The sequence below is a fragment of the Pseudomonas caspiana genome (assembly GCF_002158995.1).
GTDB classification, from domain to species: domain Bacteria; phylum Pseudomonadota; class Gammaproteobacteria; order Pseudomonadales; family Pseudomonadaceae; genus Aquipseudomonas; species Aquipseudomonas caspiana.
The window spans coordinates 312,165-325,406 of the sequence record NZ_LOHF01000004.1 but is presented as its reverse complement, the minus strand read 5'-3'; the positions used below and the strand labels follow the sequence as shown (position 1 = coordinate 325,406).

The window sequence follows — 13,242 nt, the reverse complement described above, 5'->3', positions numbered from 1 at the left end:
TATCAGTTGGGGTGATGAGCTATGCATATCCTTGTAGGAACACGCTTGCCCGCGATGACATTGGCACAAGCGACAATATGTCGGCTCCAAAATCAAACCGCGGGCAAGCGCGCTCCTACAGGGATGGCGCGACAACAGTGTAGGCCGGGTTTGACGCTCCGGCCTGTCAAGATCAGAACTGATAGGCAATAGCCAGGCTGGACACGGTCGTTCTGTTGGCCTGCGAGCTGGAGTTGGGTGAAGTGCGGCCGCTTACCCCTTCCGCGTGGTTCCTGATGAACATACTGCCCATCGCCTCCTTGTAGACCTGATGATCAATACCCGCCTTCACCAAGAACTGCGGATTGAAGTTGTACGACAGCGCCAGCGCCAGACTCTGCATGCGACCTTTGTCCCCATTATTGCCATCGAATGTTATGTCGCGCAGGTGATGGGTATCGAAATCCCTGGGCTTGACCCACTGGCTGTATTTGAAGCGACCTTCAAGGGTCCAGTTCTGATGATTGTAGAAACCCACAAGGCCGAGAAATGGGGTGCCGTAAGTCTGCCGGTAGGTAATGCCTTTTAAATTGGCATGAATATCTCCAGTCAGATCACGGAAATTGCCATCGCTGGAATAGACGTAACTGCCACCCCGACCCTGCCAGTCAAACTGACTGCGTTGATAGCCCGCCATTACCCCGAGAGCCAGTTCTTCACGCTTGAGGGTCCAGGCTGTCGCTGAAACCTCGGCTTGCCATGCCTTATTCAGCCGAGTATCAGGATGGTCCGAAAAATGGGTCCAGCCTGCCGCCTCGCCATCCCGCCAGTCGTAATCTGTCATATGGCTATTGCCGGCATTCATACGCGTCCAGCCACGCACATCAAGGGTCAGCCAGTCCAGGGGGTGGTATGCCAACCCCAGATGCAGAGTGGGGACCTGTTTGATGTCCCAATTCAGTTCACTGAGTTTCTCGCCGTTATCGTAGACTTTCTCCTGGGATTTGCCGTTCAACAGCCCGACGCCCAGATTAAATTCGACACTACCAAGACGCAGTTTCTGCTCATTGGTGACCTGTGCATCCGCCAAAACCTGCTGCCCAAACGCAACCAGCCCCAGCAGCACCAATGTTTCCCGTCCGTTTATCAACACAATCCCGACCCTTTCCTGAGATGACATGCGCGCTATCCCTAAGGTCAGCGCAACAAGGGTCAAAAGGATGGGCAATATTGCAGGACGTTTCTGCCAGCCTGATGCACGGCTGACTGTATGAAATGTCTACGTAGAACGCTGGAAACAGCTTACAAAAAGACATAAAAAAGGGGCCTACCGCTTGCACGGAAGGCCCCTTACATCACAGGCATCGTTACTCGGCGAGGCTTTTGCTCACCACTTCGAACACGTCGCTGGACAGCTCACCCGAGTCACGGATGCGCACCAGTTCGGCTTTCATCAGTGCCTGACGTTTGCTGTCGTATTTGCGCCAGCGAGTCAGCGGAGCCAATTGCCGCGAGGCGATCTGCGGGTTGAAGCCGTTGAGCTGGATCACCAGATCGGCCAGGAAACGGTAGCCCGAGCCGTCCGCCGCATGGAAGTTGATCAGGTTCTGCCCGGCAAAAGCACCGATCAGTGCACGGACCTTATTCGGGTTCTTGATGTTGAACGCCGGGTGCTGCATCAACGCCTTGACCCGCTCCAGCCCCCCCGGCAGCGGGCTGCCTGCCTGAACACTGAACCACTGATCCATAACCAGCGGATTGTCTTTGAAGTTTTCGGCAAACACCGCCAAGGCTTTTTCTTTCTCGGCGGTGAACGGCGAGTTGACCAGTACTGCAAGGGCCGTCAAGCGTTCGGTCATGTTGTCGCTGGTGTCGAACTGCTCAATGGTCGCGGCCAACACTTCGGGTTTTTCACTGAGCATCAGGTACGACAGTGCGATGTTTTGCAGAGCACGACGTGCGAAATGCTCGGCTTCAGCCACGTACTCGGTGGCTTTCGACACCTTGCGATTGGCCGTGTAGCGAGCCCACAAACCGTCGAACAGGCTGTCGGCAAGCTGCTTGCGGACGAATTCGCGGGCAGCGTGGATCGCATCGACATCAGCCACTTCACTGATTTCAGTCAAATAAGCTTCGCCCGGTAACGACAGCATCTCGGCAATCATGGCCTGATCCAGCGATGTATCCGCCAGAACGGTACCCAATGCGGTAATCAGACGCTGATCGAGGACCAGCGGCTGACCTTTCTGATGCTGGGCGATCAACTCTTGCAGCACTTGCACGGACAGTTGCTGGCCCGCATCCCAGCGATTGAAGCCGTCGCTGTCGTGCTGCATGAGGAACATCAACTGGTCGCGGTTGTACGGGAAGCTGAGTTTTACCGGCGCCGAGAAACCACGCAGCAACGACGGCAACGGCTGTTCAGCGACATCTACGAAGGTGAATGTCTGCTCGGCTTCGGTGACGGAAATCACCCGTGTGTTGCCCGCAGGGGCGTCTTCGCCTTGCAGGCGCAGCGGGATTTCGCCGCCCTGCTTGTCCAGCAAGCCTAGCTCCACCGGAATCACGAACGGTTTCTTCGCATCGCCCGGTTGACCCGGTGTGGTCGGGCAACTCTGGCGGAAGGTCAGGCTGTAGGTTTTTGCTGCGCTGTCGTAAGACTCGCTGACCGCCAGACGTGGCGTACCGGCCTGGCTGTACCAGCGTTTGAACTGGGTCAGGTCGACACCATTGGCATCTTCCATGGCCTTGATGAAGTCATCACAGGTCACGGCCTGGCCGTCATGGCGCTCAAAGTACAGATCACTGCCTTTGCGGAAACCCTGTGCGCCGAGCAAGGTGTGAAGCATGCCCACGACTTCCGAGCCTTTTTCATACACGGTCAGGGTGTAGAAGTTGGAAATCTCGATAAAGCTGTCCGGACGCACAGCGTGGGCCATCGGGCCGGCATCTTCGGCAAACTGGTGGGTACGCAAATACGCCACATCCTGAATACGCTTGACCGTGGCCGAGTTCATGTCTGACGAGAAGCCAGCATCACGGTAGACCGTAAAACCTTCCTTCAGGGACAGCTGAAACCAGTCGCGGCAAGTGACACGGTTGCCCGACCAGTTGTGGAAGTATTCGTGGGCAACGATAGCCTCGACCCGCTGGTGCGCGGCATCGGTGGCGGTTTCGGCACGGGCCAGTACGGCGCTGGAGTTGAAGATGTTGAGGCCCTTGTTCTCCATGGCCCCCATGTTGAAGTCATTCACGGCGACGATCATGAAGATATCCAGGTCGTACTCACGGCCGTAGGCTTCTTCATCCCAACGCATGGACTTTTTCAGGCTGGTCATGGCGTGCTGGCATTTGTCGATGTTTTCCGGCTCGACGTAAATGCGCAGTGTCACCTCGCGGTTGCTCACGGTGGTGAACTTGTCCTCGACACACCACAAATCACCAGCCACCAGCGCAAACAGGTACGCCGGTTTCATGAACGGGTCTTCCCAAGTTGCCCAGTGCCGACCGTCATCTTCCGGCCCGCTGGCAATCGGGTTGCCGTTGGAGAGCAAGACCGGGAAGTTGTGCTTGTCGGCACTCAGGGTCGTGGTGAACTTGCTCATCACGTCCGGACGGTCAAGGTAATAGGTGATCTTGCGGAAGCCTTCGGCCTCGCACTGGGTGCAGAACATGCCGCTGGACTTGTACAGCCCTTCCAGTGCGGTGTTGGTTTCCGGATGGATACGCACGCTGGTGTCGACCGTGAACGACTCGGCCGTAGGGTGCAGGGTCAGGTGGTCCGGGGTCAGTTGGTAATCAACAGCGCTCAGTTCGACGTCGCCCAGCTTGACCGACAGCAGTTCCAGCAACTGACCGTCCAGCACCAGCGGCGGCAAACCCGCGCCACGCTCGGGATTGCGGCGCATCACCAATTGCGCGTGAACCAGCGAGTGGTCATCGAACAGCTCGAACGTCAGGTGCGTTTCGTCGATGAGGTACTCAGGAGCCTGATAGTCCTTCAGGTAGATCATTTGCGGTTGTTCGGTGCGCATGATGAGTCCTCTTACTGATGCACGGCGAGCTGATAAGCCGTGTATTTACGAATATTGATCACGCCGGTATCGAAGATCAGGTACTGGCCCTTGACCCCCATTAAAGTGCCTTCGGCGATCGGGTTCTTGTCCAGATTGAAGCTGACGATCTTGGTCGGGTACGCCTCGACGGGGTAGCGGATCTCGATCGGTTCGACGTCATGCAGCATTTGGATGGCCTGCAAGCCGAATCGTTCTTGCAATCCGGCCAGCCCTTCAGCGCAGCTTTCAAACAGCTGCTGGCGAATAGCGGCCAGATCCACCGGCTGCGCATCACCCTTGAGCAGCGCGCGCCAGTTGGTGCGGTCGGCAACCTGACTGCGCAGCAGATCCTCGACAAACCCGGACTGCTGACGGGTCGCAACGCGCATGATCGGTAGCGCCTGACTGGCACCCTGATCCAGCCAGCGGGTCGGCAACTGGGTGGCACGGGTGATACCGACTTTGACGCCCGACGAGTTGGCCAGATATACCACGTGATCGGTCATGCAGAACTGCTCGCCCCATGCCGGGTCGCGGCAAGTGCCGTGCTCGTGGTGGCATTTTTCCGGGCTCATGATGCAGATGTCGCACTGCGCCAGCTTGAGCATGCACGGGTAGCAATAACCCTGGCTGTAGCTGGACTTGGTCTTGCGCCCGCAATGGCTGCAATGGATCGCACCCAGGAACTCCAGACGCACCGTTTTGCCAATCAGCGGGTTGACCGGAATCTCGGTATCGCCCAGACGAAACGCATATTCAACCTGCGAGGCATTAAGCCGCGCCGACATTTTGTTGACTGCTCCGCGACCAATCTCAATCAATGGATGGCATCCGACTTGAACAGGATATTCGGCACAGTGGTGGACTTGGACGCACATTCCTGCGGGCCCATGTAACCGATGCGCTGGTCTTCCGGCAGGTTCTGCACTTCCCAGGCGATCAACGCCTGCAAGGACAACTCACGCTGTTCCTGAGTCAGCTTGCGGCCGTCGGACCACTTCCCGATTTCTACCGCCAACTTCAGGCTTTCGTAGATATCCGGGGTGATGTTTTCAATCATTTCGGCAAAAGAGGACATAGCGCACTCCTGGCTCTTAATTAAACAGCATTCAAAATCAGGCTCTGACCCGGGCAATTGCCCCACCAATCAGACCCGTTACACAACCGATGATCAGTCCGCCGACATGCGCGCCATTGGCAATTTCGCCAAAACCCAGCATGCCGACCAGCCCTGACAGACACAGCACCAACCAGACCAGCATCATCACCAGCACACCGCGCGGTAAACGATAGATGGGGTTGGGCGCCAGCAATTGAAAGATCCAGCAGTGACCCAACAGTCCATACAGCACGCCGGACAAGCCACCAAACAGGCTGGCACCGCCAAACTGATATTGAATAGTGTTGGAAACAGCGCTGAACAGCAGGGTCAGGCCCAGCAGATGCAAACTGCCTTGACGCCACTCGATACGGCGGCCCAGTTCCCAGTACCACATGGCGTTCATCGCCAGATGCAGGATGCCGAAGTGAATCAGCATCGGCGTGACGATCCGCCACCACTGACCGGCGGCGAGACTGTCGCCCGGCGGCAGAAACGTCGCGTATTCACCCTGAACACGGAAATCAAGAAAGGTCAGCCAGCGCACTGCGTCGAGGTTTTCCCCCAGCAGGGTAATGGCGCCTACGATCAAACAGGCCAGCAGCACCAGCGTGGTGACCGGACTGTCGCGCAGTTGCTGAACGACACTGCGGCGTGGAGCCTGAGTGCTTTGTTCCCCTGGCGGCAGTTGATAGTGCTCGTCGCCTTCCGGGTATTGCTGATACAAAGCACGAATATCGTCCGCCAGTTGCGGCGTATCAGGCACCCACAGCACTTGCTCGCCCGCCTCCTCGCTCACCCGGTGCGGCACACGCAGACGGTTCAACAGGCTGATGAATCCACTTAGATCGGTGGTCAACGGCAGACGCAAGACAGCAACAGGACTCATCAAACAGCCTCGGGACGTTCAACATCGACCCAGACGAACTTGTCCGGATCGATGCAGGTTTCCTGGTCCAGCCGGTAGGCGACCAGTTTGCCGTAGAGCACGGCGCTGTAATCCAGACACGCCAGGTTCGGCCGGATGGGTGCGGGGATACCGCTGCGCCAGTAATGGCCGACGAACAGCATTGGCTCGTCAGCGCCATAGCGCAGCAAAGCGTTCTTTTCAGTCGTAGAGAGCGGCGTTTTGGCAACGCCTTCCGGCAACGCATCCGGCTGAAACACCACGTCGCCGTAGGTTTGCGGATCGTCTTCCCAGAACTTGGTACGGAAAAACTCTCGGGTCAGGCCATCGCCACCGGTCAGAGTGATGCCGTGGGGCAAGCGCATGTCAGTGCCGCGCAACAAGCGATCGAACACTGCGCAGGCAAAACTGCCTTGCACCGCCGAGGCCTGAACGAACTGCTCATTAATACAGCCGCCGCCATGCATCGTGATCAATGGCGTGATCAGGCTGGCATCCCAGCAAGCGTGCACCACGCGGAAACGTCCGGCATCCATGAACAGCGGCAATTCGTAGAACCAGTCGACGAATTCCTTCCACTCCTCCGGATAGGCTTCGAACTGAGTCAGCGTCTCGCCCATGAGCCGGCTGTGACGCAATGAGTGCTCACGGACAAACTGCTTGCCGCTCTCCGGCGGGGCCGGTGTGTGCCAGCCCAGCGCGTTGAATTCGTGGTTGCCCATGATGCACAGCGCATGACCGGCCAACACCATGTCACGCACAATATGCAGCGACTCGCGAATCAGTGGACCGCGGTCGATGATGTCGCCGAGGAATAACGCGATGCGTTCAGGATGGCGCCACACGCCCGCCTGAAAGCGATAACCCAACACGCTGAGCAGTTTTTGCAGCGTATGGGCACATCCATGCACGTCACCGATCAAATCGTAGCTACGCGCGGGATCGAGCATCAGTCGCCTCCACCACCAAGTCGGCTACCCCAGCCAAGCTTGGTGCGACAGACTTCGTAATAGTTGTGATCAAGTGGATGAATCAGGCGCAGCTTCTGCGGTTTCTTGCTGACCGTGATGGTGTCACCCGGCGCGCACGTGAAATGGTTCTGGCCGTCGCAGGAGACTTGCGGATAAATCGTCATGTCCTTTGAGACCACGATTTTCAGCTCACTGTTGCCGTCCACCACAATCGGCCGTCCGGACAAAGTGTGCGGGTACATCGGCACAATGACGATGGCATCCAGCTTGGGATGCATGATCGGCCCGCCAGCGGACAGCGCATAGGCCGTGGAACCGGTGGGCGTAGCGACGATCAGGCCGTCAGCCTTCTGGCTGCACACGAACTGGCCGTCGATGTAGATCTCGAATTCGATCATCCGCGTCGATTTGCCGGGGTGCAGCACCACATCATTGAGCGCGTCGCCCTGACCGATGGCTTCTCCGTGGCGGCGGACTTCGGCCTGCAGCAGGAAGCGGTTTTCCACCAGATAGTGGCCGTCGAGCACCTCGGCGACTTTGACTTCCAGTTCGTCAGGGCGGATATCGGTGAGGAAGCCCAGGCTGCCACGGTTGATGCCCAACACCGGCGTATTGTGCTTGGCCAGCGCACGGGCCGCGCCCAGCAGACTGCCGTCGCCACCGACAACTATCACCAGATCGCAGACTTCACCCAGCATCTTGCGCGATGAGGTTTGCAAGCTGTGGCCGGGCAACACTTCGGCAATGGTGTCTTCCAGAATGACGTGCAGGTGCCGTTCCAGCAGGAATCTCTTGAGTCGGCGCACGGTATCGAGCACCTGAACACTGCCCAGGCGGCCGATGATGCCGATATTACGAAACTGCTCCATGGGGCTCCTGCGGGGTTCGATGCGGCTTAAAGACAGCGATTATGGGCGAAAGGCCGGGGTAGCGGCAATTGATCGTTCCCGGATGTTCGCCCTGTAGGAGCTGTCGAAGGCTGCGAAAAGGTCGGAACGACCTTCCACAGGTCTGATTAAACGTCCGGTTCCCGGCCGATCGCAGCCTTCGGCAGCTCCTACTTTGACCGATGGTTGCCAGTTAAGGCTATCCTGCGCTCATGACTCTCTTCCCCAGCCTCACCCACCTGCCCCGCCAGTTACGCACGCCGCAAGTGCGGGATCTGGCCTGGGTGATTCTTGCGCCGCCGATGCTGGGCGAAACGCCGTGGCCGCAGCGTCATCCATTGACGGCCAGCGACTGGGTGCAACAACCGCAGCGGCTGGCAGATTTTCTGTTCAGGCTGGATCAGGACAGCAGCGCCCTGCTCCACTGGTTGGCACAAGCCGCTACAAGGCGGCTGGGTTTGTACTACGAGCGCTTGTGGCAATTTGCAGTGGCGCACGCCCCTGGTGTCGAAATGATCGCCGCCAACCTGCCGATTCGCCTGGGTGGACAAACCCTGGGGGAACTGGACATGTTGCTGCGCGACGCCGACGGCGTGCACCACGTGGAGTTGGCGATAAAACTCTACCTGGGGCCGCAGCAAGGTGACGGCAGCGATCCTGCGCAGTGGCTGGGGCCGGGTTGCCGTGATCGGCTTGACCTCAAACTTGCCCATCTGAGCCAACATCAACTGCCGATTTCCGCGCGCCCGGAAAGCCGTGAGTTGCTAGCAGCGCTGGGTATCGAAGCGTTCGATGCCCGATTATGGCTGGGCGGCTATCTGCTTTATCCGTGGCCCGGACAGACCGACTCCCCGCAGGGTGCACATGATCAGCACTTGCGCGGTAGCTGGCTGCATCAAAAGGACTGGCAGGCGTTTACCGCGCAACGCCCCGAAGGTCGCTGGCAGTTGCTGCCCCGACACGCATGGCTGGCCCCGGCCCATTACGCCGAAGCCTGGACCGAACCACAACTGCAGGAATGGCTGGAGCAGCTTGATCCCCTGGCTCCGGCGCAACTGCTGGTACGGCTGACAGAAAATCGCGAAGGCGAATGGGAGGAAGCCGAACGGGTGTTTCTGGTTTCGAACATCTGGCCTCGGCTGGGCGATACGAGTAACACGGCTCAGCTTGAAGATCAGCCAAACGCGCTACCTGTCTCGCCCGTCTGATCGTCAGGCGGCCTTTTTAGTACGCGGCAGCAGAATCGCCATGATGCCCAGCAGCGGCAGGTACGAACACAGGTTGTAGACGAACAGGATGCCGTGGCTATCCGCCAGATAGCCCAGCAAGGCCGCACCGATCCCGCCAAAGCCGAACATCAGGCCGAAGAAGATCCCGGCGATCATGCCGACATTACCCGGCACTAGTTCCTGGGCGTAGACCACGATGGCGGAAAACGCCGAAGCCAGAATGAAGCCGATGATCACGCTCAGCACGCTGGTCCAGAACAGATCGGCATACGGCAGCGCGAGGGTGAACGGCGCAGCGCCGAGAATCGAGAACCAGATCACTGCCTTACGGCCAATCCGGTCACCAATCGGACCACCTAAGAACGTGCCCGCAGCCACCGCGCCAAGAAACAGGAACAGGTACAGCTGAGAGTTAGCCACCGACAGGTCGAACTTCTCGATCAGGTAAAAGGTGAAGTAACTGGTGATGCTCGACATGTAGAAGAACTTGGAGAAAATCAGAAACGCCAGCACGACCAGCGCGCCAGTGACACGACCTTTCGACAGGCCATGACTCGCAGCCTGACCTTGCTTGAGCTTGAACAGGTTCAAGTGCGTGCGATACCAGCGGCTGATGGCGTACAGCAGGCCTACGGAAAACAATGCGATCAGCCCGAACCAGGCCACATGCCCCTGACCGAACGGAATAATGATCGCCGCCGCCAGCAAAGGGCCAAGCGCTGAACCGGTGTTGCCGCCCACCTGGAAGGTTGACTGCGCAAGACCAAACCGCCCGCCCGACGCCAACCGCGCGATGCGTGAGGCTTCGGGGTGAAAAGTCGAAGAGCCGATGCCAATAAGGGCCGACGCCAGCAGAATCATTGGAAAGCTACCCACCACAGCCAGCATCAGAATGCCGATCAAGGTACACAGCGAGCCAACCGGCAGCACCAGCGGATTGGGGTGACGGTCGGTGTAATAACCCACCCACGGCTGCAACAGCGATGCAGTGATCTGAAACGTCAGGGTAATCAGGCCGATCTGCGTGAAGGTCAGGCCGTAGCTGTCCTTGAGCAGCGGATAGATCGACGGCAGTACCGCCTGAATCAAGTCGTTGACCAGATGCGCCAGTGCCACAGCACCGATGATGCGCATGACCAATGGACTGCTGGTGCTGGTAGTCGTGGGAGTTGCAGCAGGAATTGCGCTGGAAGGGGAGTTGCTGACGGCCATGGAGTTCATCCGCGAAGCTATTGGATGTGCCACGACCCGGTTATTGCAAGATATGTCAGCGGCACAAGGTCCGCCAATGTGCCATTTTTTGGGGCATGGCCGCTACATTTTGTTGCGGGGGAAAGGGTTATAGCTGGATAAACAAGTTTTGTGGGAGCCGGGCTTGGTCTGGGCGGCATTCCGACGATGCATAAGACAAGGATAGAAGCCGCACCGCGTTATCGTTTATCGCCGGTATGCCGTCCAGACCAAGCCCGGCTCCCACAGGATTGCATTGCAAATCTAGACTTGAGTCGCTGCCACACCCGGCTTGCCCTTCTCCCCCGTCGGCACATCGTGCAGCGATATTCGCGAGGTCTCCGGCAACGCCAGGCCGCCCGCCAGTGCCAGCAACGCAACCGCGATCAGGTAGAACGCAGGAGACAAGTTGCTGCCAGTGGTGGTGATCAGCCACGTCGCCATCAACGGCGCGGTGCCGCCAAAGATCGTATAAGCCATGTTGTAGGTGATCGCCGAAGCGGTATAGCGCGTGCGGGTCGGGAAGGTTTCCGAGAGCAGCGCGGCCGTGACCACGCCACACAGTACCGCGCCGACTGCCAGCAGCATCACACCCACGATAGACGCCGCGAACGAGCCCGAACTGGCCATCAGGAATGACGGAAAGACCACCACGATCAACAGCGCACAAGCCGTCATGACCGTCACGCGGCGCCCGACCTTGTCGGAATACAAACCGGCCAGCGGGCAAATCGCTGCGGCGAAGAGCAAGGCGATCAACGACACCAGTAACGCTGTCGCCCGGCTCAGCCCGCCCGCCACTTGCAGGTAAGTGGCGAAGTACGTGGTGAACATATAGAACGACAACGCCGTCAGCGATACGAATGCGCCCAGGCAGCAGATTGCCGCGCCGTGGTGGCGCAGGGTTTCCTTGAGAGGCGAATGAGCGACGTCATGCTCCTGCGTCACCGCCTGGAATGCCGGAGTTTCGTCCAGCTTCCAGCGCAGATACAGACCGACCAGCCCCAACGGAGCAGCAATCAGGAACGGCAAGCGCCAGCCCCAACTGCCCATGGCTTCCGGCGTCAGTGATGCTTCAAGGGCGTAGGCAACTACTGCCGCTGCGGCGAACGCGGAAAAGGTCGAGACCGGGACAAAGCTGCCGTACCAGGCTCGCTTGTCGCTGGGCGCATGTTCCATGAGGTAGGCGCAGGCACCGGCGTATTCACCGCCTGCAGAAAAACCCTGCGCACAACGAATGACCGTCAACAGAATCGGCGCCATCACGCCAATTGCCGCGTAAGTGGGCAACAGGCCAATCAATGTCGTGGCAGCGGCCATCAACAGGATGGTCATTGCCAGCGTGCGTTTGCGGCCGATCCGGTCGCCAAGCATGCCGAAGAAAATCCCGCCCAAAGGCCGGAAGGCAAAGGCCACCGCGAAGACCGCGAACGTTTTCAGCAGCGCCGCGCTGGCGTCACCACTGGGAAAGAATTGCTGAGCAATGGCCGTGGCCAGAAAGCCATAGACGGCGAAGTCGAACCATTCGACGAAGTTGCCGATGGCGGCGGCGACAATCACTTTTCTCAGCGTTTTGGGGCTGACTTGTTCCGTAGCGGCGCTTGTCATGCTGGACCTCGACATTTCATCAGGAAGCTATCGATTATCGGGACAGTCACTGCAACGGCTCACTCCAAAAGTGTCATCCGCGTATTCAGGACCGACCCCACCGCAATTCAATAGCGCATGATTCATGCCAGAGGCTTTGGATCAATGATTACAAGCTCATCGCCCGTCGACCTTGCAGGCCGCCGGTGTGGATGAAAATCAGCCGGGTGCCCACCGGAAAACGTCCGGCAACTACCTCATCGTGCAGGGCCAACAGCGCCTTGCCGGTGTACAGCGGTTCGAGGGGGATGCCGCTTTGGGATTCGCTGGTCGTGATGAAATCCAGCAGGTAAGGATCGGTTTTGGCGAAGCCACCACGGCTGGCGCTGACGAGGATGTAGTCATCCCTTGCCTGGATAGGAGCGAACTTGTTCGCGAGATCTGCCTGACACCACACTGCCTCGCGAACAAGTTCGCTCCTACCGGTTTTGCAATGCTCCAGAATTGCGGCGATATTCTGCTCAACCCCATGATCATCCGGCACAGCCATGGCGCCATACACCGGATGCGCGCCCTCTTCGGCCAGGACCAGACCCGCCATCGTTGTGCCCGTCCCGGCAGCCAGCCACCAGCCGTGGTAATCGCTCCAGCCCAGCTCGCCTGTCTGTTCACGGACCATCTCCAGCAAACCGGCACAACCCAGCGCGCCGGGCAAACCTCCGCCGCCTTCCGGGATCGGGTAGAAATCAGGGTATTGCGTCAGCCACGACGACCAGAAGCCAGGTTCATGCCGTGCGCGATAACCGGCGTAGCCAAGCCAGTGCAGCTGCATGCCGAACGCCTTTAGATCGACCGTGGTTGGCGTCTCAACAGCATGGCCACGCAACAACCCGACCGTGGCAAAGCCAAACCGCTTGCCCGCAGCCGCCAACGCATGCAGATGATTGGAATGCGCGCCGCCCAGACTGATAACGCCTTTCGCATTGGCCTCACTGGCGGCCTCCAGGTGATGGGCAAGCTTGAACCACTTGTTACCGCTGATCAGCGGATCGATGAGGTCCAGGCGCAGCACCGCGACCTCGACGCCGGCACTGACGAGCCAAGGCAAATTAAGCCGCTGGAGCGGCGCATTGGGTTGCCAGTGGATGGGGGTGATGGACACAGGAATGAGCCGCTGAACGGAGAGCGGGAGTTTAGCATTGCATTGATAAAATCAGCCTTGCTCAAACTGTAGGAGCGCACGAGCACCGCGAGGCCGCGATAGCGATGTATCAGACAGAACGCCATCGCGGCCTCGC

Annotated in this window: 11 protein-coding genes; 1 reads left to right on the top strand and 10 read right to left on the bottom strand. The window is 58.7% G+C overall.

The genetic code is table 11. From position 1 onward, the window contains the following. Positions 1-172: 172 nt before the first annotated feature. The 7 genes from AUC60_RS08065 to AUC60_RS08035 form a co-directional block, all read right to left on the bottom strand. Positions 173-1,159 (bottom strand): omptin family outer membrane protease, encoded by a 987-nt coding sequence (locus AUC60_RS08065; RefSeq protein WP_087265578.1) that lies wholly within the window; start codon positions 1,157-1,159, stop codon positions 173-175. A 187-nt stretch (positions 1,160-1,346) separates the two neighbouring features. After that, positions 1,347-4,013, bottom strand: a complete 2,667-nt coding sequence (gene pepN, locus AUC60_RS08060) for an aminopeptidase N (protein ID WP_087265576.1) — start codon at positions 4,011-4,013, stop codon at positions 1,347-1,349. A gap of 11 nt (positions 4,014-4,024) precedes the next feature. Then, positions 4,025-4,855, bottom strand: a complete 831-nt coding sequence (locus AUC60_RS08055) for a DUF2797 domain-containing protein (RefSeq protein ID WP_193441851.1) — start codon at positions 4,853-4,855, stop codon at positions 4,025-4,027. Then, the gene (locus AUC60_RS08050) at positions 4,852-5,112 is read right to left on the bottom strand and encodes a YeaC family protein (RefSeq protein ID WP_027902009.1); all 261 of its coding nucleotides are present in this window, start codon (positions 5,110-5,112) and stop codon (positions 4,852-4,854) included. The genes AUC60_RS08055 and AUC60_RS08050 overlap by 4 nt, the downstream gene beginning before the upstream one ends. Before the next feature lie 37 nt (positions 5,113-5,149). Beyond that, complete coding sequence (locus AUC60_RS08045) at positions 5,150-6,022, bottom strand: rhomboid family intramembrane serine protease (protein WP_087265574.1); 873 nt, start codon at positions 6,020-6,022, stop codon at positions 5,150-5,152. Continuing rightward, entirely contained in the window at positions 6,022-6,990 is a 969-nt protein-coding gene (locus AUC60_RS08040) for a metallophosphoesterase (RefSeq protein ID WP_087265573.1), read from the bottom strand. The genes AUC60_RS08045 and AUC60_RS08040 overlap by 1 nt, the downstream gene beginning before the upstream one ends. Continuing rightward, positions 6,990-7,880, bottom strand: a complete 891-nt coding sequence (locus tag AUC60_RS08035) for an NAD(+) kinase (protein WP_087265571.1) — start codon at positions 7,878-7,880, stop codon at positions 6,990-6,992. Before AUC60_RS08035 ends, AUC60_RS08040 begins: the two co-directional genes overlap by 1 nt. Positions 7,881-8,110: 230 nt before the next feature. Here AUC60_RS08035 and AUC60_RS08030 point away from each other — a divergent pair, with 230 nt between their 5' ends. Then, positions 8,111-9,106, top strand: coding sequence for a DUF1853 family protein (locus AUC60_RS08030; RefSeq protein ID WP_087265569.1), 996 nt, complete (start codon positions 8,111-8,113; stop codon positions 9,104-9,106). A gap of 3 nt (positions 9,107-9,109) precedes the next feature. Here the strand turns inward: AUC60_RS08030 and AUC60_RS08025 are convergent, their stop codons facing one another. The 3 genes from AUC60_RS08025 to AUC60_RS08015 form a co-directional block, all read right to left on the bottom strand. Continuing rightward, complete coding sequence (locus AUC60_RS08025) at positions 9,110-10,339, bottom strand: MFS transporter (protein ID WP_087265567.1); 1,230 nt, start codon at positions 10,337-10,339, stop codon at positions 9,110-9,112. 282 nt (positions 10,340-10,621) lie between these two features. Then, positions 10,622-11,965: an MFS transporter gene (locus AUC60_RS08020; protein ID WP_087265565.1), complete on the bottom strand. Its 1,344-nt coding sequence runs from the start codon at positions 11,963-11,965 to the stop codon at positions 10,622-10,624. Between the two features lie 148 nt (positions 11,966-12,113). Continuing rightward, positions 12,114-13,106 (bottom strand): 1-aminocyclopropane-1-carboxylate deaminase/D-cysteine desulfhydrase, encoded by a 993-nt coding sequence (locus AUC60_RS08015; protein WP_087265564.1) that lies wholly within the window; start codon positions 13,104-13,106, stop codon positions 12,114-12,116. Between the last annotated feature and the right edge of the window lie 136 nt (positions 13,107-13,242).